The following is a 23,169-nucleotide window of genomic DNA, read 5'->3' on the forward strand; positions in this document are numbered from 1 at the left end:
GATCGGCGTCAGCCGATCAGCTTCAGCCCCTTCCGGAAGCGCTGCCAGTTGCGGACATAGCTGTCGGCGGAACGTTTCAGGCCTTCGATGGTGGCGGCGTCCAGCGTGCGGGCCACCTTGGCCGGGGAGCCGACGATCAGCGAATTGTCCGGAAAGACCTTGCCTTCCGTCACCAGCGCATTGGCGCCGACGAGGCAGTTGTTGCCGATCACCGCGCCATTCAGCACGGTTGCGCCCATGCCGATCAGGGAGTTGTTGCCGATGGTGCAGCCATGGATGATGGCGCCGTGGCCGATCGTGCAATCTTCACCGATGACGACCGGCTTTGCAGGGTCCGTGTGCACGACGACACCTTCCTGGATATTCGTGCGCGCGCCGATGATGATCGGTTCGTTGTCGCCGCGCAGCGTCGCGCCGAACCAGATGCCGACATCCTCGCCGAGGATCACCTTGCCGATGACGTTGGCATCCGGTGCCACCCAGTAGCGATCTGCCGCGGGCAGCGTGGGCGTCCGGTCGTCAAGGGAATAGAGCGGCATGGGGTCCTCCGGCGGTTTGATTCCTCGACGCCACTCTAGCATCCGCCTGCCGGGTCGGGAAAAGGCGGCAGGGTGGTTTTTCTGCCGTGCATGGAGTATGAGGCCGATCATGACGAATACAGGCACATTCTACCAGCAGTCCGTGCGCACTGGAGCGAAGATTTTCGCTACCGCCCCGATGATCGACTGGTCGGATCGACACTACCGCGTGTTCGCGCGGCAGATGACGAAGAACGCGCTGCTCTTTACGGAAATGATCGTTGCCGATGCCATCCTGCGCGGCAACCGGGAGCGGCTGCTCGGCTTCGATGCCGTTGAGCACCCTGTGGCGCTTCAGCTTGGCGGCAATGATCCACAGAAGCTCGCGGAGGCGGCGCGGATCGGCGAGGGGTTCGGCTATGCCGAAATCAACCTCAATGTCGGCTGTCCGTCGGACCGCGTGCAATCCGGTACCTTTGGCGCCTGCCTGATGCGCGAGCCGCAGCTTGTGGCGGATTGCGTGGCGGCGATGAAGGCGGCTGTTGCCATTCCCGTGACCGTCAAGTGCCGTATCGGCGTCGATGACCAGGATCCCGAGGTGGCGCTGCGTGATCTCGTCGCGCGCATTAAGGCTGCCGGTACGGATGCTGTCTGGGTGCATGCGCGCAAGGCCTGGCTGCAAGGCCTGTCACCGAAGGAAAACCGCGATATCCCGCCGCTCGACTACGGGCTGGTGCGCCGACTGAAGGCGGAAAACCCGAATCTTTTCATCGGTCTGAACGGCGGGCTTCACACATTGAGTCAGGCCGTGGAGGAAATCGATGGTCTCGATGGCGCCATGCTCGGGCGGGCGGCCTATCAGGATAGCGGTGTCCTGACCGGCGTGGACGATTGTTTTCCGCATCCGCTTTCGCAGGAGGCCTGGCTTTCTTCCGGGACGGCTGTTCCCCCGCAGGACCTTTCCGTGGACTACTGGGAAACCGTTCGGGATGCGATGATGGAGTATGCCGCCGGCGTTGTGGCACGCGGCGGACGGGTGGCGCATGTGACGCGTCACATGGTCGGTCTGTTCCAGGGCTTTCCGGGCGTGCGGCGCTACCGCCAGATTCTGTCGACGGATGCGACGAAGCCTGGCGCAGGGCCGGAGGTGATCGAGGCGGCCTTTGCGGCGGTACTTTCCGTCCGGGCGCAAGCGGGCGCGGCGGCGGAATAACGGTTTCTGTGCATCGCCGTGCGGCGACCACAATTTCGTCCTCTCGGAGTTGGAAACTTCGCCTGCTTCGCCCTTGATGGCAGGGCGCCACGGGACTAGGTGTGAACGCGACATGGCAATACCGACAACAGTGCGCAGCGGTTTTGCTTGCCGAGAATTGCGTAAAGAAGACAAAGACGGACAGGTGGCCGCGTGATCGATCCCTACGCCATGCTTGGAATAGAGCGCGATGCCGACGACAACGCGGTGAAGGCTGCCTATCGCAAGGCCGCGAAGGGCATGCACCCCGATTCGGGCGGCGATGCGGACCAGTTCGCCCGCCTTCAGACCTGCTACGATCTTCTGCGCGACCCCATTCGCCGCAAGGTCTTTGACGATACCGGCTTCGATCCGCAGCTTGCCGATCCGCGCGACCTCAAGGGCCTGATGCTTTTGGAGCCGCTCGTCAACGATGTCATTCTCGACGAGCGCGAGCCTGGCAGCTTCGATCCGCTGGCGGCGATGCGGCGAAAACTTTCCGACGACATCGTCAAGAGCCGTTTCCACATCCTCGAACTGGAACGCCACCGCAACCGCGTGCGCCAGCATATCGACCGCCTGGGTCGCAAGGCCGGCACGGACTTTCTGGGGTCCATGCTGCGCGCCCGTTCGCAGTCGATTGCAGAGGCGATCCGCAATGCGGAGGGCCAGATCGCGGTCATCGAGCAGGCCTATGCCATGCTGGAGGGCTATTCCTACGAGCTTGCCGCGGCCGTGGAAGTGATCAAGGGCGAGGCGGCGGAGTAGGGAGGATCAATCCCTCAGCCGCAACTCATCCCGCGTGATCTCGATCGAGCCGAGCGTTTCCAGGAAACTCATGCCGAGCAGGCTCTGGTCGAGGCGTCCCTCTTCAGTGACCATGCCGCGGATGGCGCCGCGCAGGATGGGACCGATCACGACTTCCCTGAGCGTTACGGGGGCTGCGCGTGCACGGCCGTTGGCGGTGGAGACGTCGATGGAGAAGACCAGGTTGTCCGGGTTGATACCGAGACGCATGGCGTCTTCGTAGGAGAGCACGACGGAGCTCGCGCCGGTATCGACCAGCATGCGCAATGGCGTGCCGTCGATCGTTACATCGGCCTCGAAATGACCGGAGATACCCTTGTTGATCACCAGGATCTGTTCGCCGCTGGCGCTGGTCGTCACGACGGCACGGCCGGGAATGAGGCCGGCGGTCAGGCGATTGCCGAAATCCTGCAGGTCGAAACGATAGAGATAGCCGGTGACCAGCACGAGGATGAGTAGCAGCCAGATGCCGGCCTGGCGCACGCTCTCGCCGAACTGCCGGCGGCCGGCGAGCACACCGGCTGCCATCATCGTGGCGATGGCCGAGAGCGTGACGAGGCGACCAAAGTCGTTGTTGTCCATGCCCATCGTGCGCCCGCCGTCATGGTTCACGATCAGCAAGGCAAGGCCGACGGCGAGGATGCCGAGAAGAATGTAGAGCCTCATGCTTCGCCGCGCTCCCGTGCCATGCGCGTGCGGCGGGTTTCGCGCCGCGGCTTGCGTTCAACGGTGTCAAGGCGAGCCGGCAGATCGGCCATGATCGCGCGGCGCTGCTCGGACGTGTAGAGCGTCCATGCGCCGATTTCGTCGCGGGTGCGACCGCAGCCGAAACAGTAGCCGGTCACCATATCGATCGAACAGACGAGAATGCAGGGCGATTCCATCGCGGCTCCAGCGGACTTTTCCCCTATATCGGCAGCTCAGAGCGCCAAGGCAAGGGCGAACAGCACTGACATTTCCGAGAGCTGCTGCGTTGCGCCGATCGTGTCGCCGGTATGCCCGCCGATCTTGCGCATCGCGATGCGATTGAAGGCGAGGACGGAGAGGGCGGCCGCCGCAAACAGCAGGACAAGGGAAAGCACGGTGCCGTGCGGCAGGAGCAGCACCGTGGTGATGAGCACGCCGCTCACCAGCGCGAAGATGGTGGCGCCGCTGTCCGGCTCGCCGACCGATGCAGCGACACCGTCGCGGCGGGCCGGCGGCAGCAGCGACCAGTGCCAGACCATGGCCGTGCGGCTGGCGGCGGCGGCGGCAAGCAGGACCATGCCGAGGCCGGAGGGCGCGAGGACGGTGGCGAGCGCTGCGATCGCCGCAGCGCGCAGCCCGAAGGACAGGATGAGCGCCACGGCACCGTAGGAGCCGATCCGGCTGTCCTTCATGATGGCGAGCGCGCTTTCCCGGTCCTTTCCACCGCCGATGCCGTCTGCGCTGTCGGAAAGGCCGTCCTCGTGCAGCGCGCCGGTGACCAGCACCTGCAGGGCGAGCGTGGCGAAGGCGTTGAGAAGCGGTGGGGCGCCGAGTGCGGAAAGGATTGCGGCGAGGGCTGCGGCCGGAAGCACGATCAGTACGCCGGCGACCGGAAAGGCGCGGACGGCGCGCGAAAGCCGCCCGTCATGGCCGATGAAGTGTCGCTGCGGCACCGGCACGCGCGACAGGAAGGCGACCGAGCGGGCGGCGTCGTCGATATAGTCTTGGATGGTCACTTTAAGGAGCCCCTGCTGTTAAGGCGCAAAAGGCGATGAAGGCCACCGCAAATGCGGTTGTCGGATTCGCGCCCTGCCTCTATTAGGAGACACCAAACACCCGCCTTTGAAAGCCCCAAGCAAGGAATTCCCCAAGATGAGTGCCAGCGGCCTGCCGTTCGATGATTTTCGTGAATTGCTGCGCAACCTGCCCGGCCCGGATTCGGCAGCACTCGTGGCTGCGCGCGAACGCGATGCGCAGCTAACCAAGCCGCCGGGCGCGCTCGGCCGACTGGAGGAAATCGCCTTCTGGCTCGCCGCCTGGACCGGTCGTCCGCCGGCCGTGACCCGTCCGCTCGTCGCCATCTTCGCCGGTAACCACGGCGTCACCAAGCAGGGGATCACGCCTTATCCGTCCTCGGTCACCGCCCAGATGGTTGAGAATTTCGCTGCCGGCGGCGCGGCGATCAACCAGATCTGCGTGACGCATGATCTCGGCCTCAAGGTCTTCGACCTCGCGCTCGACTATCCAACTGCCGACATTACGGAGGAAGCAGCCCTTTCCGAGCGCGACTGCGCGGCCACCATGGCGTTTGGCATGGAGGCCGTCGCCGGCGGCACGGACCTGCTGTGCGTCGGTGAGATGGGCATCGGCAACACGACGATCGCAGCCGCGATCAACCTCGCGCTCTATGGCGGCACGGCGGAAGAGTGGGTCGGTCCGGGCACAGGCTCGGAAGGGGAGGTCCTGCAACGCAAGATCGCGGCCGTGAAGAAGGCAGTCGATCTGCACCGCGCGCATCTGTCCGATCCGCTCGAAGTGCTGCGCCGCCTTGGTGGCCGTGAGGTCGCCGCGATGGCCGGCGCGATCCTCGCCGCACGCATGCAGAAGATTCCGGTCATTCTCGATGGCTATGTCGCAACGGTCGCCGGCGCGGTGCTGCGCGCCGCCAATCCGGCGGCACTCGACCATTGCCTCATCGGGCACGTCTCCGCGGAGCCGGCGCATATGAAGGCGATCGAGAAGCTCGGCAAGACCCCGCTTCTGGCACTCGGCATGCGGCTTGGCGAGGGCACAGGCGCAGCACTGGCCGCCGGCATCGTCAAGGCGGCCGCGGCTTGCCATTCCGGCATGGCGACCTTCGTTCAGGCGGGTGTCAGCAACCGCACCTAACTCGGCGGTCGGCAAAAAGCCCCAAATGGTGTGAATTGAGACCCAAGGCATTCCCGTCATGCGGGCATGCTTTATGGGCGCGGCAGAATCAGGATTTTGGAATGGGTCAGGCACCAATCGAGAAAAAGACAGGCTTCAGCCACCTGATTGCGGCGGCCACCTATTCGGCTGCCGGCGCGCGCCGGCTGCTCGGCGAATCGGCCTTCCGGCATGAGCTGATCGCCTTCGGCGTCGCGATGGTGTTGTTCACCGTCGTCGGCGCGTCCTTCTTCCAGTATGTGGCGATGGCGATCCTGTTTCTGCTGATGGTCGCCTTCGAGGCGCTCAATACGGCGATCGAGGAGATCGTCGACCGGGTCTCGCCGGAAATCTCCGAAATGGGCAAGCACTCGAAGGATCTCGGCTCGTTCGCTGTGTTCTGCCTGATCATCTCGAATGCCGTCTATGCCGGTTACGTGGTGATTTCGCAGTTTGTTTGATGCGGTCGGGTCCTGTCGCTGCAGCCGTGCGTGACGGATCTCTCCGCCTTTCTATCCCCTGAGCGAGAAACACTTTCACCAAAACCGATCATCCGCTAAACCTCCTGCCAAAGATTGCAGGAGGTTACGGCATGGCAAAGGTTGCATTCATCGGTCTCGGCGTCATGGGCTATCCCATGGCAGGCCACCTGAAGGTCAAGGGCGGCCACGAGGTGTCGGTGTACAACCGCACCTTCGCCAAGGCGGAAAAATGGGCTGCCGAATTCGGCGGAACGGCGTTTCGCACGCCCGCCGAAGCGGTAAAGGACGTCGATCTCGTCTTCACCTGCGTCGGCAACGATGATGACCTGCGCTCCGTCACGATCGCCGCGGACGGCGTGCTCGACGGTATGAAGCCAGGCGCGATCCTCGTCGACCACACCACGGCCTCGGCCGAGGTCGCCCGTGAACTCGACATTGCCGCCAGAAACAAGGGTTTTGGCTTCATCGACGCGCCCGTTTCCGGCGGCCAGGCGGGCGCCGAGAATGGCGTGCTCACCATCATGTGCGGCGGCGATGCGGTGAGCTTCGAGAAGGCGAAACCGGTCATGGAGGCCTATGCAAGGATGGTCGGCCTGATGGGATCGACCGGTGCGGGCCAACTGGCCAAGATGGTCAACCAGATCTGCGTGGCCGGCGTCGTGCAGGGCCTGGCGGAAGCCATTCATTTCGGCACCAAGGCCGGGCTCGACATGGAGGCGGTCATCGAGGTCATCTCGAAGGGTGCTGCTGGCTCCTGGCAGATGGACAATCGCCACAAGACGATGATCGCCGGCAAATACGATTTCGGCTTCGCCGTCGACTGGATGCGCAAGGACCTCGATATCGTCCTGTCGGAAGCCCGCCGCAACGGTGCCAAGCTCCCCGTCACAGCCCTCATCGACCAGTTCTACGGTGACGTGCAGGAGATGGGCGGCAACCGGTGGGATACGTCCGCGCTGCTTGCCCGGCTCGAGAAAAAATGATCGGTAAAACCGCCTCGGCCGCTGATCTGTTGGAGCACCTTCATTCGCTGCGGTCCGAGGAGAGCCTTGCGGGCATTGCCCGCTACGGCATCGTTACTGATGCGGCGCTCGGCATTTCCAATCCTGTTTTGAGAAAAATCGCGCGGGTGGCCGGAAAGGACCACGCCCGCGCCTTTGCCCTTTGGGACAGCGGTATCCGGGAAGCCCGTCTACTCGCGCTCTTCACGATGGAGCCGAAGAGGCTGACGGCGGCGGAGGCGCACCGCCTTGCCGGCGATTTCGTATCCTGGGAAATCGTCGATGCCGCGGCCGATCTGTTTGTCGAGGCCGGGCTTCTTGCGCTTATCGAGGAATTTGCCGCCGAGGAGCGGGAATTCGTGCGCCGCGCCGCCTTTGCAATGATTGCCGGCGCGGCGGTTCATCTGAAGCGGGAGCCGGACGGGACGATCATCGCCTGGCTCGCCCTCATCGAAAACCACGCAGCCGACCCGCGCAATTTCGTGAAGAAGGCGGTCAACTGGGCGTTGCGCAGCATCGGCAAACGAAGCCATGCCTGCCATGGGCCAGCGCTTGCGCTCGCGCAAACACTCGCGGCAAGTGCTGACCGCACGGAACGCTGGAACGGCAAGGATTGCGTGCGTGAACTGACCGCTGAAAACACGCTCGCCCGGATCAGCCGCTGATCAATCCTCGCCGCTCTTCTGGTTGTCCACGGCCATGTAGTCGAGCGGAAGCTCGGTTGTGTACTTGATCTGCTCCATCGCGAAGGCGGAGGAGACGTCGCGAATCTCGATGCGGGCGATCATGCGCTTGTAGAAGGCATCGTAGGCGGCGATGTCCGGTACGACGACGCGCAGGAGATAATCCACGTCACCGCTCATGCGGTAGAACTCGACGACTTCCGGGAACTCGACGATCACCTCGGAGAAACGCTTCAGCCATTCCGTGGAATGCGAATTGGTGCGGATCGAGACGAAGACGGTGACCTTGGTGTTGATCTTGACGGGATCGAGCAGCGCAACGCGCTTGCGGATCACACCGTCTTCTTCCATCTTCTGGATGCGCCGCCAGCAAGGCGTGGTGGAGAGCCCGACTTTCTTGGCGAGGTCGGCCACTGCAAGCGTGGAATCTTCCTGCAAGAGGCGCAGAATTTTTCGGTCCAGACGATCCATTGTATTCCCCTACGAAATTTAATTCCCTCATACACCGGTATATCGGTAAATTGAAAGAATGACATTTTAATCCGTAAGGGTTTTCACCCGCTTTCGCAATTCCGGCAGAACATCTGCCTCGAACCAGGGATTGCGCTTCAGCCAGCCGGTATTGCGCCAGCTCGGATGGGGCAGCGGCAACACGGCAGGTCTTTCATTGCGGCCCAGATGCCGGCGCCAATCGCGGACCGTCTCCGTCATGCTCGAAGCCTTTGCCGCGCCGAGATGCCAGGCCTGCGCATATTGCCCGATCGCCAGCACGAGTTCGACCTGCGGCATGGCGGCAATCACGCCGGCGCGCCAGAGCGGCGCGCATTCCCGCCGCGGCGGCAGGTCGCTGCCATGGGCATCGTAGCCGGGAAAGCAGAACCCCATCGGCACGATCGCGAATTTTGCGGGATCGTAGAACGCATCGCGCGTCACGCCGAGCCAGTTCCGCAACCGGTCGCCGGACGCATCGTTGAACGGCAGGCCGCTTTCATGCACGCGCAGCCCGGGCGCCTGCCCGGCGATGAGAATGCGCGCGTTCTCGGAAATGACGGCGACAGGGCGCGGCTCGTGCGGCAGGGGATTATCCGCCTTTGCAGGAGCGTCGCGACAGACCCGACAGGCCGCGATCGCCGCGCGAAGCGCAGCCAGGTCGCCGGCAGGTCTTTTGTCATCCATCGCGCCGTCCGTTCAGTTCAGGCCGAAAGTTGCCAGAATGCCGCCGAGCACGCCGGGTTCCGCGCCGTGCGCCTCTTCCTGCGGCCGGCCATTCATCCGGCGCCATTGCTGCGGCATGTCGAACTCGGTTCCCCACAGCCCCTTGCGCTCGGCCTTGGCGAACTGCTCCTCGTCTTCATAGCCGCCATAGGCGACCGCGAGGCCTTCCCGCACCATGCGTCCGCCGAGGTCGCCATCGGCGGTTTCGCAGCGCGCCAGCCACCGATCATATTTGTCGGTCCCCTGGGTCTGGCAGGTGACGGCCCCGGCCCGCAAGAACTCGGCAAGTCGGGACCGGGCGGCCACGCCGCAGCGCCAGTCCTCGCCGTCGCGCTTGCAGATCTGCATCATCTCCGGCGTATCCATGCCGACAAGACGAATGCGGTGACCGTCGAGCGTCAGCGTGTCGCCGTCCGCTGCCCGTGCCGTGCCGGTGATCGTCTCGCCGCTTTCGCCGCTGATTCGCGCCACGACCAGCGCCGTCAGCGCGAGGATCGCCACCGCAACGCCGAGATCGCGCGCCCGCCTGGAAAGCCCCATGCAACCCGTTCCTTAAGCTAGAGTCTTGATGTTCGGTCATATGCCGGAACGCGTTTGAATTCACGTTACGGAAAATGCCGGAATGGTTCGCAAATGGTTTATGCGCGGCAGCATCTTCTTAAGGATTCCACCCTAGAATTCAACGCTGTCCGCAACAGTTGCATTTGTGATGAGTACCGGCGTCAGCACATCGACCGACAAGATTATCGTCGACAAGTCGCGCAGCCACCGAAACAAGGCTGTTTCGCGGGCCGTCCGCACGACTCGTGAACGGTTGCAGACGGCGACGGGCCTCTCGCCGGGCTTCGAGCGCGAAATGCTGCAGCTCCACATCGCTTCGACCGTGCAGAGCGCTCTCGCCGTGCCGATGGTCATCGTGCTGATTGCGGCCGGCGGGATTTATCTGACCGGGGAAATCGGCCTCATTGCCTGGGCGGTTCTGGCCTTGAGCATGCATGCGCTGGGCATGATCGTCGCGCGTCGCGCGCGTGGGCGGGAAATCACCGCCGACACCGTCCGACGCTGGCAACGCCGATTCCTCATCGCACAGGTTTTCATGGGACTTGCCTGGGCGGCCTTCGCCTTGCAGACCTGCGGTCAGTGCAGCGGCGTGACGTTCGATTTCTACAAGGGATCGGCACTGCTCGTCGCACTCGCGGTGACGGCCATGAGCACGCTCATGCTACGTCATGCGGTTCTCTACGCCTTTACGCCGACAGTCGTTGCCCTCGGTATTTCGGCGACCCTGCGTCCGGATTCGGCAACCATCGGCACGGCGGCGATCATCGCGGCAGCCATGGTTTTCCTGGTGTTCATGACGCACCGTCTGCGCCACACCAGTGCTCAGTTGCTCTCCTCCCAGTCGGAAAAGGATGACCTGATCGCTGAACTGGAAGTGGCAAAATCCATGTCGGACGAAGCGCGCCGCCGGGCGGAAGAGGCAAACCTCGCCAAATCCCGTTTCCTGGCCTCGATGTCGCATGAACTGCGCACGCCGCTGAACGCCATTCTCGGCTTTTCCGAGGTGATGTCGACGGAGGTGCTGGGGCCGCTCAACAACCCCGTCTACAAGGAATACACGTCCGACATCCATCGCTCCGGGCAGCACCTGCTGAACCTCATCAACGAGATTCTCGACCTCTCGCGCATCGAAGCGGGCAAATACGATCTCTCCGAGGATTCCGTGCATCTGGTCGATATCGCGGAAGACTGCATCGGCATGGTGCAGTTGCGCGCGCGCGCCAAGAACATCACCATTGCCGAACAGGTCGAGGGCGGCATGCCGGCGGTCTGGGCGGATGAAAAGGCGCTGCGCCAGGTCATCCTGAACCTGCTGTCGAACGCGGTGAAGTTCACGCCGCAGGGCGGCGAAGTCATCGTCAAGGCCGGGTGGACAGCCGGCGGTGGCCAGTATGTCTCGATCAAGGATAACGGCCCGGGTATTCCCGAAGAGGAAATCCCGATCGTGCTCTCCGCCTTCGGCCAGGGTTCCATCGCCATCAAGAGCGCCGAGCAGGGCACCGGCCTCGGCCTGCCGATCGTTCAGGCCATCCTTGCCAAGCACAATGGCGAATTCATCCTGAAATCCAAGCTGCGCGAAGGCACCGAGGCGATTGCCATCCTGCCGGCCAAGCGCGTGCTCCAGAGCCTGCCTGCCGTCACCGACACGCAGGCCGTTGCCCCCCGCAAAAAGAGTTTTGCCTGAGCGAGCTAAAGCTGCCCGTCAGCCGCGATGTTTCGCCAGCACCAGATGGCCGGCGATCGGCTCGCCTTCTTCCATGCGCACGGTGATATCGGTGATCTCGACGATGTCGAAGCCGGTTTCATCGAGACGCTGGCGGACGTAGTCCGCGGCATGGGCAAAGCGCTGGTGCGGGCCGACCATGAAGGGCCGACCGGCGAAGGTTTCTTCCGGCAGGGTTTCGGACGAAAAGATGAAGTGGCCGCCGGCCACGAGATTTTCCGCAGCGCCGAAGAACAGCGGCTCGAGTGCGCCGAGATAGGGGAGCACGTCCGTCGCGGTAATCAGGTCGAAGGGCTCGTCGTCGTTGTCGTCAAGGAAGTCGACGGCTTCGGCGACGTAGAGGGTTTCGTAGAGATCCTTCTCGTGGGCGATTTCGACCATGTTTTCCGAGAGGTCGACGCCGGTGATGTCTTCGGCCATGTCGCGCAGCGCGCCACCGGTCAGCCCGGTGCCGCAGCCGAGATCGAGCACGCGCTTGAACGGACTCATATCAAGCGCCTGGAACCGCTGGCGCACGAGCAGCGGCACGCAATAGCCGAGCTGCTCGACGAGCACGTTGTCAAAAACTTCGGCGTGCTGGTCGAAGAGGGTGGTGACATAGGCGTCAGGCGCCTTTTCCGGCGTCTCGCCGCGGCCCATCGAGGCGAGGCGCACAGCGGCACCGCCGTGGTCTTCGGGATCGAGCGCCAGCACTTCGGCATAGGCCTTGGCGGCAGCATCGAAATCGCCGGATTTTTCCAGCGAAAGGGCGCGGTTATAGGCTTCCGCGAGCGCATCTTCGTCGATCTTGGTCATGGGGGCGTCTCATAGGCCGCAAATAGCCGTTTATCAATCGCCGAAAGAGGCGCATGATCTTTCCAAGACCAAAAAGACCTTTCGGAGGAATGACATGCCTGGCGATATGTCCCCCTTGTCGCATTCGGCTGAAGTCAAGCCGACCGGCAGTCCCGCCTTGCCGGTGACGTCGATGGAGACGATCAATACGATGGTGCACTACTATCGCGGCGAGCTCGGGCGAATGGCCGGCTGGCGCAACCGGATCGACCAGACGTCGAACTGGGCGATTACCGTGGTGGCGGCACTGCTGTCCGTCTCGCTCTCGACGCCGACCTCGCATCACGGCGTGCTGCTTTTCGCCATGCTGCTGGTGACGCTGCTGCTGATGATCGAGGCGCGGCGCTATCGTTTCTTCGATGTCTACCGGGCGCGGGTGCGGCAGCTCGAGCGGTTCTATTTTGCCGAAATCCTCAACCCGCGCGGGCAGCTTGCCCTCGATTGGGCGGCGCCGATCGCCAAAAGCCTGCGCAAGCCGGAATTCCTGATCAGTTACCGCGATGCGGCCTGTCGGCGGCTGCGGCGGAACTATTGCTGGATGTATCTCATCCTGCTTCTGGCCTGGGCGTTGAAAATCTCGTCCTCGACGATGCAGAGCCAGACGGGGTCGAGCAAGGACATCGCGCTTGCTTTCGAGCATGTGGTGGCCAAAGCGGCGCTCGGGCCTATCCCCGGCGGTTTCGTGCTCTGCTTCCTGGCGATTTTCTATGCCGCGATCGCCTACTTTTCTCTCAAGGTGGACATGTCCGACACGGAATTGGCGCACGGCTCGGTTCACGTCTAGTCATTGCACTACCCGTCAGTTGAGGATGAACTCACCCTTGAGTGCGCGCCATTCCGTCGCCGAGATCAGCCGGCGGTGGACGTAGCGCACCGAGTGGATCGGGCCATCCAGCTTCTCCTGCCAGAATTTCAGAAAACTCTTCATTTCCGGGAAGTCGGGGGCGAGATCGTAGTGCTGCCAGATATAGGCTTGCAGGAACTGCTGGTGATCCGGCATGCGATAGAGGATCTGGGCCGTGGTCACGCCGTAGCCCTTGAGCTGCATTGCCATGTCATTTGTCATAGCGACCTCATTGCGTGGTGAATGATGGTCCCTATAATTGAGCGCTCGCAGGGTTACCGAAATGTTAATTTCTGATCCGCAACGAGAATATTTCTTTTAAATCAGGTATTTGGCAGCACCCATCGATGAGTGCTGCCAGGGGTCTCAGCGCTTCAAGTGGCGGGTCAGGCGGGTTTCCAGCCAGGCCCAGAGATTGCGCAGCAGCTCCACCATGAGGAGATACATCAGCGCGGCCCACAGATAGGCTTGCGGGTCGAAGGTGCGCGAGAAGGCGAGGCGGGTTTCGCCCATCAGGTCGAGGACCGTGACGATGGCAACGATGGCGGATCCCTTGATCATCAGGATGATCTCGTTGCCGTAGGGGCGCAACGCCACAATCAGCGCCTGTGGCAGGATGACCTTGAAGAAGGCGACCTTTTTCGGCAGGCCGAGGGCGGCTGCGCCCTCATGCTGACCGCGCCCCACGCTCTCGATAGCGCCGCGCAGGATCTCGGCCTGATAGGCGGCAGTGTTGAGCGTGAAGGTCAAAAGCGCGCAGTTCCACGCATCGCGGAAAAACCACCACAGGCCCCAGGCCTTGAGCTCGGCGGAGAAACTGCCGAGGCCGTAATAGATGAGGAACAACTGCATCAGCAGCGGCGTGCCGCGGAAGAAATAGACATAGCCGTAGGAAAACCAGGAGAGGACCGGGTTCTTCGACATGCGCGCGAAGGCGAGCGGCAGCGAGATAAGGCCGCCGAGCGCAACCGAGAGCCCCACCAGAAGCAGCGTGACGCCGAGGCCGGACAGGTAGTTCGGCCCGTATTTCGCGAATTTTTCCGGATCCCAACCGCCGGTGATCATCAGGAAGATGCCGATGGCAAGCGCCAGCCACACACCCATAAAGATGTTGCCGAAGAAGCGGCTGGCGGTGAAGGGCTTCGGCGGAGCCGGCGGCGCGGCTTGCGGCGGGATGAGGGTGGTGACGTAGCTCATCGCGCGACCTCCGAGCGCTTGGCCCAGCTCTCGATGCTGGAGAAGACCAGCGACGAAAGGAAAGCAAGGATGAGGAAGAGCGCGCAGGCGACGGTGTAGAACTGGAAGGCTTCCTTGGTGACGCGTGCCGCGATGCCCGTCTGGCGCAGAATGTCCGGCAGGCCGATGACGGAGACGAGGGCAGTGTCCTTCAGGAGTGCCATCCACAGGTTTCCGAGGCCGGGCAGGGCGACGCGGATCAGCTGCGGCAACACGATGAGCTGCATGGTGCGGCCCTCGTGGAGACCGAGCGCGTAACCTGCCTCATACTGGCCACGTGGAATGGCCTTGAAGGCGGAGAGCAGCACTTCCGAACAATAGGCCGAGAAGACAAGGCCGAGCGCGAACATGCCGGCGAAGAAGGCATTGATCTCGATCGTGCCATCATATCCCATCGCGGCGACGAGGTTTTGCACGAGGATCTGCAGGCCGTAATAGACGATGAACAGCGTCAGCAGTTCCGGCAGGCCGCGGAAGAGCGTTGTGTAGATATTGGCCGAAAGTCTGAGCGACTTTTCTTCCGACTGCTTTGCCAGCGCAATGAAGAAGCCCATCAGCAGGCCGACGGGCAGGGTCGCGATGGCGAGGCTTGCCGTCACCAGGAACCCGAAGGCGATCTCGTCGCCCCAGCCGGCAGCACCACACGCCAGGAGCGTCTTGCCCAGGAAAAGATTGAAGATGCCGACCGGCCCGCAAAAGGGATCGATGATCCCGATAAATGCGGTTACCGCCTCGACGATGGCGGTGAAGAACCCGCTCATGCCAGAAGAACCCCCGATGCGCTTTGCGCTTGTTGTTCAAGCGCTTCCTGCGCCTGTCTTTTCTTATGTGCAAGTTCTCAAACAAAAGGAGCGGGAGAGCAAGCCCTCCCGCCCGTGCATTCTGGTGATGGGGTCAGAAAAAACCCGCATGACACAGATGTGGCCGCGTATCAGTCGCCATAGACGTCGAACGGGAAGTACTTGGCGTTGATTTCCTGGTACTTGCCGCTGGCGCGGATGGCCGCGATCGCCGCGGTGAGCTTGTCGGCGAGCGCCGTTTCGCCCTTGCGGACCGCGATGCCGGCGCCTTCGCCGTTGATGACCGGGTCGATCGGCAGCGTGCCGAGCAGCTTGCAGCAGGCGCCGGCTTCGGTCTTCAGCCATTCGGACAGCACCACCACGTCGTCGATGGCGGCATCGATGCGGCCGTTGGCGATGTCGAGCTTGTACTCGTCAGCCGTCGGATACATCTTGATGTCGGCGTCCTTCATATGCGCTTGGGCATAGTTGGAATGCGTCGTCGAGCCCTGCGCGCCGAGTGCCTTGCCGGCCAGCGCTTCAGGTGTTGCTTCCTTGATCTCGGAATCCTTCGGCACGATGATGGCCGGCGGCGTGTTGTAGTACTTCTTGGAGAAGTCGACCTTCTCCTTGCGCTCAGCGGTGATCGACATGGAGGCGACGATCGCGTCGAACTTCTTGGCGATGAGCGCCGGGATGATGCCGTCCCAGTCCTGCGTGACGAAAGTGCACTCGGCCTTCATTTCCTCGCAGAGCGCCTTGGCGATGTCGACGTCGAAGCCGGTCAGCGTGCCGTCGGATTCGAGGTTGTTGAAGGGCGGGTAGGCGCCTTCCGTGCCGATCACGATCTTCTCGCCTTCAGCCATCGCGGACGATGCGAAGAGGGCGATGACCGCAGCCGAAGCTGCGAGCGTGAAACGTTTGGAAATACGCATTGTGATCCTCTCTGTTAAAGGCTCTCCGGTTTTTCTTATTGTCCGGGCCTTGATGTGAAGCGGGCAGGCCTGCCCGCTTGGGCCGGATAATCGACCGTTTTTTGCCAAAAAATCAACTGGTTTCGCGCCGCTTTTCCGCCCGGTTTCCCCGACAATTTCATGCCCCGCCTCTGGCCGGGCTGAGGGAGAGGCCTATCTGGTGCCTCATCCAAGGTCATTCAGGTGAGGTTAATATACTCCTGGCTAGGCCTTGAGTGGATTGTGAAGGGTTCGCGCACCGGCCGGAAGAGCCGTGTGGGCCGCAAATGAAAAGACGGGACACCGTGAGGATTAAACGATGACTTTCCGCTCCAAACTTTTTGCAACCGTTGCGCTGCCGGTTCTGTCGACGGTGCTGATCGCGACGCCGACGCTCGCAGACGCGCTGATGAAACCGTTCGAGGTTGCGCAGGAAAATACCGGCGAAGGGCAGCCGAGCGAGGAAGACCTGCTTCTGCAACAGCAGCAACAACAGCAGGATGATGCCCAGCGCGCCGCCGAAGAAGAGCAGCAGCGTCAGGCCGACGAACAGAAGGCCGCCGAGGACGCTGAAAACGCCGCTGCCGAACAGAAGGCTGCCGAAGAGGAAGCCCAGCGTGCTGCTGGTGAAGAGCAGCAGCGTCAGGCCGACGAACAGAAGGCCGCCGAGGACGCTGAAAACGCCGCGGCCGAACAGAAGGCTGCGGAAGAGGAAGCCCAGCGTGCTGCCGGTGAAGAGCAGCAGCGTCAGGCTGACGAACAGAAGGCCGCTGAAGACGCTGAGAAAGCCGCGGCCGAACAGAAGGCTGCCGAAGAGGAAGCCCAACGTGCTGCCGGTGAAGAGCAGCAGCGCCAGGCTGACGAACAGAAGGCCGCTGAAGACGCTGAGAAAGCCGCGGCCGAACAGAAGGCTGCCGAAGAGGAAGCCCAACGTGCTGCTGGAGAAGAGCAGCAGCGCCAGGCTGAGGAACAGAAGGCCGCTGAAGACGCTGAGAAAGCCGCGGCCGAACAGAAGGCTGCGGAAGAAGAAGCCCAGCGTGCGGCCGGTGAAGAGCAGCAGCGTCAAGCTGACGAACAGAATGCTGCCGGAGAACAGAAGCCGGCCGAGGAACAGCAGGCCGAGCAGCCTGTGCAGCAACAGGACGGCATTACCGAGGAAACCACGACCGGCGAACAACCCGCGGCCGAAGAGCGTGAGAAGCCAGCCGTTGCCGTTGAGGAAACGCCGGCCGAAACCGGTACGGATCAGCCTGCGACCGCCGAGACCGGCGAAACGCCTGTCGAAGAGCCGGTCGTGGAGACGCTGACGGAAGAACAGAAGCAGGAAATCGCCGAAGACCCGTCGAAGACGGACGAGACGGTCGTTCTGCCGGTCGAAAACGGTGCCGCGGTGCTCGACAGCGACAAGGACGCCGACAAGGCCGGTGGCCGGAAGGGTCGCGAGGACCGTCGCAAGCAGCGCGAGGAATTGCGTGCACAGGACGAGGCAGTGCCGGTGCCGGAATCGGATGATTCCGCCCAGGCCGAAATCTCCGAGGAGGTCCGCGAGGCCGTTCCCGGCAAGATCGAGGCGGCCATCAACGAGGACGGCGAGCGGGTCGAGAAGGCACCGGACTTCGCCATGCCCGAGACGACGAACATCATCAACAACACGGTGATCAACAATACGATCGTCAACAACAATACCGTCAACAACACGACGGTCGACAACACGACGATCGATAACAGCGTCACCGAGGTCAATGTGATCGAGCGGATTGAAAACCGCACGGTGCTGGAGGTCGGCGACCAGTTGATCGTGCGCGGCGACGACCGGCCGCGTCTGCGCCGCGATTCGGAAGAGGTTTTCTACGACAACCTCGCCCGGGGCCGCGTCCGCGAGACGATCACGCGTCCCGGCGGCGTACGCATCGTAACGATCTACAATCGCTACGGCGATATCATCCAGCGCTCGCGGGTCGGCCGGGACGGCAGGGAGTACATCCTCGTCTATGCACCGGAACTTGAAGGCGATGCGCCGCGTCCTGGTCTGGTCGATGTCGGATACGAACTGCCGCCGATGCGTCTGCGCATTCCGGTCAGCGACTATATTATCGACACGTCGAGCGAGCCGGACCGCGATTTCTACGAGTTCCTCTCCGAGCCGCCTGTCGAGCGCGTGGAGCGGGTCTATTCGATCGATGAGGTGAAACACTCGGCCCGTCTGCGCGACAAGGTGCGCCGCATCGACCTCGATACGATTACATTCGCGACGGGCAGCGCCGAAGTGCCGATGTCGCAGGCGCGCACGCTACGCAGCGTGGCGGAGGCGATGCAGAAGGTGCTCGACAAGGATCCGGGTGAGACTTTCCTCATCGAGGGCCATACCGACGCGGTCGGCGCAGACAAGCCGAACCTCGTGCTGTCCGACGAGCGCGCCGAATCGGTTGCGAGCCTGCTGACCGAGGTTTACGGCGTCCCGCCGGAAAACCTCCAGACGCAGGGATACGGCGAGCGCTTCCTGAAAGTACGCACCGACGTGGCCGAACAGCAGAACCGCCGCGTCACCATTCGTCGCGTCACGACGCTGGTGCGTCCTATGGCGAAAGCGAACTGATCGCGTCTTCGTGCGTTTCACCATGGCCGTCGGCGTGACCGGCGGCCATGTCCTGTTCAGCGCGGATTCATCTGCGATGGATTAGCGTAGCAACAACACAAATTCGCCTGCAAAACTTGATTCAACGCCGGCATAACTGGCAACGAGGAAACGCCAATGGGCAAGAGAACAACACTTCTGGCAACGGTGGCTTTGCCGCTCGCGTCGCTGGTTTGGCAACCGGTGGAGGCGGCGGTGATGCGCCCCGCATTCGTCTCCGAGGGCGTGCCGCACGTCATTACCGTTCAAAGCGAAGGCGATCTTTCCGAGGAAGAACTGCGCCGTCAGCGGCGCGAACGCAAGCAGGCCCGTGAGGAGCAACAGGGCGACGAGGGGCAACAACAGGATCGTCAGAAGGCGCGCGAAGAGCGCCGCCAAAAGCAGCGTGAGGCTGAGGGCGAGCAGCAACAGCAGGGCGATCGTCAGAAAGCCCGTGAAGAGCGTCGCCAGAAGCAGCGCGAAGCTGAAGGTGAACAGCAGCAGCAGGAAGAGCGGCTGAAGGCGCGCGAAGAACGCCGCCAGAAGCAGCGTGAAGCTGAGGGCGAGCAGCAACAGCAGCAGGATCGCCAGAAGGCGCGCGAAGAGCGCCGCCAGAAGCAGCGCGAGGCGGAAGGCGAACAGCAGCAGCAAGAAGAGCGGCAGAAGGCGCGCGAGGAGCGTCGGCAGAAGCAGCGCGAAGCTGAAGGTGAACAGCAGCAGCAGGAAGAGCGGCTGAAGGCGCGTGAAGAACGCCGCCAGAAGCAGCGTGAAGCTGAGGGCGAGCAGCAACAGCAGCAGGATCGCCAGAAGGCGCGCGAAGAGCGCCGCCAGAAGCAGCGCGAGGCGGAAGGCGAACAGCAGCAGCAGGACGAGCGGCTGAAGGCGCGCGAAGAACGTCGCCAGAAGCAGCGCGAGGCTGAAGGTGAACAACAGCAGCAGGAAGAGCGGCTGAAGGCGCGTGAAGAGCGTCGCCAGAAGCAGCGTGAGGCCGAGGTCGACGAGCAACAGCAGGAAGCCCGGGAGAAGGTTCGCGAAGAGCGCCGTCGCAAGCGCGACGAAGGCCGTGAACGGATTGCCAGGGATCCCTCCAAGACGACGGACACGATCGAACTACCGTTCATCGATGGTGCGGCTGTGCTCGACAGCGACAAAGAATCGGATAATCGCCGGGACTCGTCGCGTGAGGAACGTCGCCGCAAGCGTGCGGAAGAACGGCGCAATGCCGATGTCCGTGTTCCTGAATCCGACCGGGACGCCCAGATCGGCTGGAAGGACCGCGATCGCGTCGAGTACGAACCGGCCGAGCGCGAGCGGGGCGAACGCCGTGACCGTCGTCCGCGTTATGCCGATCGTGATGGCTGGCGCGTCGAGCGCGAAGTGGAAGACCGCTTCGTGATCAACTTCGGCGACCGTGTCATCGTGCGTTCGGACGATGGCGGTCGTCTGTCACGCCGTGCGGCGGAAACCTATTTCGAGGACCTGCCGAACGGCCGCGTTCGCGAAGTCATCATACGGCCGAACGGCGACCGGGTCGTTACGATCCGCAACCGCTACGGTGAGGTCATCCAGCGCTCGCGCATCAACAGTGCCGGCCGTGAATATGTGATGTTCTATGCGCCGGAAATCGATCGCGACAGTCGGCCGACCTTCGTCGATCCCGGCGAGCGCCTTCCGCCGATGCGCCTGACCATTCCCGTCGACGACTATATCATCGACACGTCCGCCGAGGATCGTCACGACTATCGCGAGTTCCTCGACCGGCCGCCGGTGGAGCCCGTTGAAAGGGTCTACACGCTGGATGAAGTCAAGTATTCCGCGCGTATCCGCGACAAGGTGCGTCGCATCGACCTCGATACGATCACGTTCGCGACCGGTTCTTCCGAGATTTCGATGAACCAGGCGTCGTCGCTGCGCAAGGTGGCGGATGCGATCAACGAGATCCTCGACAAGGATCCAGGCGAAACCTTCCTTATCGAGGGGCATACGGACGCCGTCGGCTCGGACGAATCGAACCTCGTGCTCTCCGACGAGCGCGCCGAGGCTGTCGCCAACGTTCTGACGGACGTCTACGACATCGCGCCGGAAAACCTCGCGACGCAGGGTTATGGCGAGCGCTACCTGAAGATCGAGACGGAGAGTGCGGAACAGCTCAACCGCCGCGTCACGATCCGCCGCGTGACCCCGCTGGTAAAGCCGGTCGCAATGGCCGAGTAAGGAACGACGTATCGAACAAACGAGGCCGCGGGAGAAACCCCGCGGCCTTTTGGTATTTGGCAATGCCGTCATGCGGTGGAAAAACGTGGGCCTGCCGTGCGCTCAGCCTTCCCCCAGGCCGGTGACCGCGACGACGAAGTCGGCGATGGTTTTTGTATCGTCGAGATCGAAGACGGGGAGCGTCGTGTCCGTCACCGGGTGATCCGCGGCGATGGCGGCGATATGCGGATCTTCGGGGGCAAGGGGCGTGCGGTTGGCGGCTTCGAGGCGCCGAGCCTCGATCTTCGGGATCGGTTCGCGCTTGTAGCCTTCGATCAGCACGAGATCGCAAGGGGCGAGGCGGGCGAGGATTTCCTCGAAGGAGGGTTCGGCAGCACCACGCAATTCGTGCATGATGGCATAGCGGGTCCCGGAGACGATGGTCACCTCATAGGCGCCGGCCTGGCGATGGCGGTAGCTGTCGGCGCCGACCTTGTCGATGTCGAAGTCGTGATGGGCGTGCTTGATCGTGGAGACGCGGTAGCCGCGCGCGACCAGTTCCGTCACCAGGCGGACGGCGAGGCCGGTCTTGCCAGAATTCTTCCATCCGGCAATGCCAAAAATTTTCGGTCGCGTCATCGTTCCATTATCCAAAGCCAGTTTTCCGCTTCGTCGAGATCGCCCGGCGTGTTGATGTTGAAGAAGGGATCGAAATCGCCACGCGCCGTCTCGATCAGCGGGAACGTGACTTCGCGCGCCTGGTGGCGCTCGAGATAGCTGCGCACGCGCAGGGCGCCGCCGCTTGCGAGCCAGTCGGCAAGATCGGCGGCAAGCGCCACCGGCCAAAGGGCGAAGACGGGGTGAAGGCCGCTTGCCGAGCGCGCAACGGCGATGCGGTCCGGCGCGTCGATGACGCGGGAAAACCGGGCGACGAGGTCGGTCGGGAAGAAGGGACTGTCCGTTGGAACGGTTACGACGTGGCTGGCATCCGGATGATCGCGGCGCGCGTAGTCAAGCGCGGCCAGCACGCCGCCAAGTGGCCCGGCGCGGGCCGCATCGAGGTCGGCAAAGACCGGAAGTTCCTGGCCACGCTCGAAGAGCACGGGGCCATTGGCATTGACGGCGACGGTGGAGACCTGCGGGCGCAGCCGCCGGGCGGCGCGATCGATGAGTGCGGTGCCGCCGAGGCGGATGCGCGATTTGTCCTGTCCCATGCGGGAGGAAAGGCCTCCGGCTAGGATCACGCCCGGTATCGCATGCGCCAGTACCATCTCATTCCTATTGCCGGTATCCCTCGCCATCCGGTCTAGTCGGTGAAGGCGCCGGTCGCAACCCTTTCCGACGTCAGGGCGATTCCGGCTTGGACTCCTGGGCGACGGCCGCCGCGCTGCGGCGGTTTTCGCGGTAGAAGGTGTAGAGGCCCGAGGCAACGATGATGGCGACGCCGACCGTCATCCAGAGGTCCGGCAACTCGCCGAAGAACAGGAACCCGATGGCGATCGCCCAGAGGAGGCTCGTATAGCGGAAGGGGGCGATGAAGGAGATCTCGCCGGAGCGCATGGCGCTGACGATACCCTGATAGCCGATGAGAAGCAGTGCACTCGCTACGGCGAGCCGGCCGAATGTTTCCGCGGACATCGGCTGCCAGCCGCCCATCGGCTCGATCAGAGCGGCGCCTGTGAGCGTGATGGTGGCAGACGTGACGGCGCTGACGAAAAGCGAGGGCACGTCGCTGTTGATCTGCCGCGTCGCAAGATCCCGCGCCGCCGCGCCGACAACGGACGCGATCACATACGCAGCCGCCAGCGAAAATCCCTCCGGACCCGGGCGAATGACGATGAGCACGCCGGCGAAGCCAGCGGTGATGGCCAGCCAGCGCCGCCAGCCGACCTTTTCGCCGAGAAACAGCGCGGCACCCAGCGTGACGGCGAGCGGCAGCGCCTGGAGGATCGCCGCGGTGTTCGCGAGCGGCATGGCCCCCAGCGCGGACACATAGGCGATCGACGCGAAGATTTCGGCCACAAGCCGCAGCATGACGGCAGGTTGCAGGATCACCCGCCAGGAGCGGAGCGCGCCCATCCAATGGGCGATGACGACGACAAGCACCGTCGTCATCAGACCGCGCACGAAGAGGATCTGGCCGGTATTCATCGTCGCGGTGACGGATTTGACGAGGGCATCGTTGCAGGTGAAGCCCGCCATGGCGATGGCCATGAACAGAGCGCCCCTGGCGTTTCCGGTGAGATTCATGCGGATGATTCCAAGCCTGTATGCACTCTCATAGGCTGATTGTGTGCCGTATGCCATCGGAACAAACAGGGTCTGTGCCGAAGGAAGCAGCGGATGGGCGAATATTGGGCATGAAGCCCTGCCAGCTGGGCGCAACACGCTGAGTTTCTGCCGTTTTCCCGAAGGACTTCCTTAAGTTTCCCCACCTATCGTTGCGGCATCCCAATGAACGATCGCATGATGCGACGGGTGAGGGCAGGCCGCCCGGTGTGGGATCGGCCGAAGCCCCGACATGCCATCTGGCCGGCCGCGCTCGCAACGACGAGCTTCAGCGGCCGCTTCGGCTTTGAGGAACACCCGCAGGGATCTTGGTCGTTAAAAAAACGTCGGGG

25 protein-coding genes are annotated in these 23,169 nt (G+C 63.0%); 10 read left to right on the top strand and 15 right to left on the bottom strand.

Annotated features, from left to right (window positions below; translation table 11 throughout):
* Positions 1 to 8: 8 nt before the first annotated feature.
* The gene (locus BSY16_RS04165) at positions 9 to 539 is read right to left on the bottom strand and encodes a gamma carbonic anhydrase family protein (protein ID WP_069058505.1); all 531 of its coding nucleotides are present in this window, start codon (positions 537 to 539) and stop codon (positions 9 to 11) included.
* A 109-nt stretch (positions 540 to 648) separates the two neighbouring features.
* Here BSY16_RS04165 and dusA point away from each other — a divergent pair, with 109 nt between their 5' ends.
* Positions 649 to 1,731, top strand: a complete 1,083-nt coding sequence (gene dusA / locus BSY16_RS04170) for a tRNA dihydrouridine(20/20a) synthase DusA (protein WP_069061360.1) — start codon at positions 649 to 651, stop codon at positions 1,729 to 1,731.
* A gap of 210 nt (positions 1,732 to 1,941) precedes the next feature.
* Positions 1,942 to 2,517 carry a J domain-containing protein gene (locus BSY16_RS04175; protein WP_150130021.1) on the top strand — a complete coding sequence of 192 codons (576 nt, stop codon included), beginning with the start codon at positions 1,942 to 1,944 and terminating at the stop codon, positions 2,515 to 2,517.
* A gap of 6 nt (positions 2,518 to 2,523) precedes the next feature.
* Here the strand turns inward: BSY16_RS04175 and BSY16_RS04180 are convergent, their stop codons facing one another.
* Genes BSY16_RS04180 through BSY16_RS04190 form a run of 3 tightly spaced genes read right to left on the bottom strand, consistent with a single transcriptional unit; the run spans position 2,524 to position 4,259 of the window.
* The gene (locus BSY16_RS04180; RefSeq protein ID WP_069058507.1) at positions 2,524 to 3,222 is read right to left on the bottom strand and encodes a retropepsin-like aspartic protease family protein; all 699 of its coding nucleotides are present in this window, start codon (positions 3,220 to 3,222) and stop codon (positions 2,524 to 2,526) included.
* Positions 3,219 to 3,440: a DUF1289 domain-containing protein gene (locus tag BSY16_RS04185; RefSeq protein WP_069058508.1), complete on the bottom strand. Its 222-nt coding sequence runs from the start codon at positions 3,438 to 3,440 to the stop codon at positions 3,219 to 3,221. Before BSY16_RS04185 ends, BSY16_RS04180 begins: the two co-directional genes overlap by 4 nt.
* 36 nt (positions 3,441 to 3,476) lie before the next feature.
* Positions 3,477 to 4,259, bottom strand: a complete 783-nt coding sequence (locus BSY16_RS04190; RefSeq protein WP_069058509.1) for an adenosylcobinamide-GDP ribazoletransferase — start codon at positions 4,257 to 4,259, stop codon at positions 3,477 to 3,479.
* 136 nt (positions 4,260 to 4,395) lie between these two features.
* Between BSY16_RS04190 and cobT the strand changes: the two genes are divergently transcribed.
* The 4 genes from cobT to BSY16_RS04210 all read left to right on the top strand — a co-directional run bounded on the left by cobT (position 4,396) and on the right by BSY16_RS04210 (position 7,578).
* Positions 4,396 to 5,412, top strand: coding sequence for a nicotinate-nucleotide--dimethylbenzimidazole phosphoribosyltransferase (gene cobT / locus BSY16_RS04195; RefSeq protein WP_069058510.1), 1,017 nt, complete (start codon positions 4,396 to 4,398; stop codon positions 5,410 to 5,412).
* Positions 5,413 to 5,513: 101 nt separating this feature from the next.
* Positions 5,514 to 5,891 carry a diacylglycerol kinase gene (locus BSY16_RS04200; protein WP_069058511.1) on the top strand — a complete coding sequence of 126 codons (378 nt, stop codon included), beginning with the start codon at positions 5,514 to 5,516 and terminating at the stop codon, positions 5,889 to 5,891.
* Positions 5,892 to 6,004: 113 nt separating this feature from the next.
* Complete coding sequence (locus BSY16_RS04205; RefSeq protein WP_286157202.1) at positions 6,005 to 6,895, top strand: NAD(P)-dependent oxidoreductase; 891 nt, start codon at positions 6,005 to 6,007, stop codon at positions 6,893 to 6,895.
* Positions 6,892 to 7,578, top strand: a complete 687-nt coding sequence (locus BSY16_RS04210; protein ID WP_069058513.1) for a DNA alkylation repair protein — start codon at positions 6,892 to 6,894, stop codon at positions 7,576 to 7,578. The genes BSY16_RS04205 and BSY16_RS04210 overlap by 4 nt, the downstream gene beginning before the upstream one ends.
* Here BSY16_RS04210 and BSY16_RS04215 read toward each other — a convergent pair whose 3' ends face one another.
* The 3 genes from BSY16_RS04215 to BSY16_RS04225 all read right to left on the bottom strand — a co-directional run bounded on the left by BSY16_RS04215 (position 7,579) and on the right by BSY16_RS04225 (position 9,351).
* Positions 7,579 to 8,067, bottom strand: coding sequence for an Lrp/AsnC family transcriptional regulator (locus BSY16_RS04215; protein ID WP_069058514.1), 489 nt, complete (start codon positions 8,065 to 8,067; stop codon positions 7,579 to 7,581).
* Between the two features lie 66 nt (positions 8,068 to 8,133).
* Positions 8,134 to 8,772, bottom strand: coding sequence for a uracil-DNA glycosylase family protein (locus BSY16_RS04220; protein WP_069058515.1), 639 nt, complete (start codon positions 8,770 to 8,772; stop codon positions 8,134 to 8,136).
* Between the two features lie 12 nt (positions 8,773 to 8,784).
* Positions 8,785 to 9,351, bottom strand: a complete 567-nt coding sequence (locus BSY16_RS04225) for a thermonuclease family protein (RefSeq protein ID WP_069058516.1) — start codon at positions 9,349 to 9,351, stop codon at positions 8,785 to 8,787.
* 169 nt (positions 9,352 to 9,520) lie between these two features.
* On the opposite strand from BSY16_RS04225, the gene BSY16_RS04230 reads away from it, so the two are divergent.
* Positions 9,521 to 11,056: a sensor histidine kinase gene (locus tag BSY16_RS04230; RefSeq protein ID WP_069058517.1), complete on the top strand. Its 1,536-nt coding sequence runs from the start codon at positions 9,521 to 9,523 to the stop codon at positions 11,054 to 11,056.
* Between the two features lie 18 nt (positions 11,057 to 11,074).
* Here the strand turns inward: BSY16_RS04230 and BSY16_RS04235 are convergent, their stop codons facing one another.
* Complete coding sequence (locus tag BSY16_RS04235) at positions 11,075 to 11,890, bottom strand: class I SAM-dependent methyltransferase (protein WP_069058518.1); 816 nt, start codon at positions 11,888 to 11,890, stop codon at positions 11,075 to 11,077.
* A 94-nt stretch (positions 11,891 to 11,984) separates the two neighbouring features.
* On the opposite strand from BSY16_RS04235, the gene BSY16_RS04240 reads away from it, so the two are divergent.
* Positions 11,985 to 12,713 carry a DUF2270 domain-containing protein gene (locus BSY16_RS04240; RefSeq protein WP_069058519.1) on the top strand — a complete coding sequence of 243 codons (729 nt, stop codon included), beginning with the start codon at positions 11,985 to 11,987 and terminating at the stop codon, positions 12,711 to 12,713.
* A gap of 15 nt (positions 12,714 to 12,728) precedes the next feature.
* Here BSY16_RS04240 and BSY16_RS04245 read toward each other — a convergent pair whose 3' ends face one another.
* The 4 genes from BSY16_RS04245 to BSY16_RS04260 form a co-directional block, all read right to left on the bottom strand.
* Positions 12,729 to 12,995: an usg protein gene (locus BSY16_RS04245; RefSeq protein WP_069058520.1), complete on the bottom strand. Its 267-nt coding sequence runs from the start codon at positions 12,993 to 12,995 to the stop codon at positions 12,729 to 12,731.
* Between the two features lie 144 nt (positions 12,996 to 13,139).
* Positions 13,140 to 13,970: an ABC transporter permease gene (locus BSY16_RS04250; RefSeq protein ID WP_069058521.1), complete on the bottom strand. Its 831-nt coding sequence runs from the start codon at positions 13,968 to 13,970 to the stop codon at positions 13,140 to 13,142.
* Positions 13,967 to 14,770: an ABC transporter permease gene (locus BSY16_RS04255; protein ID WP_069058522.1), complete on the bottom strand. Its 804-nt coding sequence runs from the start codon at positions 14,768 to 14,770 to the stop codon at positions 13,967 to 13,969. Before BSY16_RS04255 ends, BSY16_RS04250 begins: the two co-directional genes overlap by 4 nt.
* Positions 14,771 to 14,940: 170 nt before the next feature.
* Positions 14,941 to 15,723 (bottom strand): ABC transporter substrate-binding protein, encoded by a 783-nt coding sequence (locus tag BSY16_RS04260; protein ID WP_069058523.1) that lies wholly within the window; start codon positions 15,721 to 15,723, stop codon positions 14,941 to 14,943.
* A gap of 337 nt (positions 15,724 to 16,060) precedes the next feature.
* On the opposite strand from BSY16_RS04260, the gene BSY16_RS04265 reads away from it, so the two are divergent.
* A complete protein-coding gene (locus BSY16_RS04265; RefSeq protein WP_069058524.1) occupies positions 16,061 to 18,337 on the top strand; it encodes an OmpA family protein in 2,277 nt (758 codons plus the stop codon).
* Between the two features lie 156 nt (positions 18,338 to 18,493).
* The gene (locus BSY16_RS04270; RefSeq protein WP_069058525.1) at positions 18,494 to 20,569 is read left to right on the top strand and encodes an OmpA family protein; all 2,076 of its coding nucleotides are present in this window, start codon (positions 18,494 to 18,496) and stop codon (positions 20,567 to 20,569) included.
* Between the two features lie 102 nt (positions 20,570 to 20,671).
* Here the strand turns inward: BSY16_RS04270 and mobB are convergent, their stop codons facing one another.
* The 3 genes from mobB to BSY16_RS04285 all read right to left on the bottom strand — a co-directional run bounded on the left by mobB (position 20,672) and on the right by BSY16_RS04285 (position 22,798).
* Entirely contained in the window at positions 20,672 to 21,187 is a 516-nt protein-coding gene (mobB, locus tag BSY16_RS04275) for a molybdopterin-guanine dinucleotide biosynthesis protein B (RefSeq protein WP_069058526.1), read from the bottom strand.
* Positions 21,184 to 21,819 carry a molybdenum cofactor guanylyltransferase MobA gene (gene mobA / locus BSY16_RS04280; protein WP_069058527.1) on the bottom strand — a complete coding sequence of 212 codons (636 nt, stop codon included), beginning with the start codon at positions 21,817 to 21,819 and terminating at the stop codon, positions 21,184 to 21,186. The genes mobB and mobA overlap by 4 nt, the downstream gene beginning before the upstream one ends.
* 73 nt (positions 21,820 to 21,892) lie before the next feature.
* Positions 21,893 to 22,798 carry a DMT family transporter gene (locus tag BSY16_RS04285; RefSeq protein ID WP_069058528.1) on the bottom strand — a complete coding sequence of 302 codons (906 nt, stop codon included), beginning with the start codon at positions 22,796 to 22,798 and terminating at the stop codon, positions 21,893 to 21,895.
* Positions 22,799 to 23,169 lie beyond the last annotated feature (371 nt).

It is taken from the genome of Sinorhizobium sp. RAC02 (genome assembly GCF_001713395.1).
Lineage (GTDB): Bacteria > Pseudomonadota > Alphaproteobacteria > Rhizobiales > Rhizobiaceae > Shinella.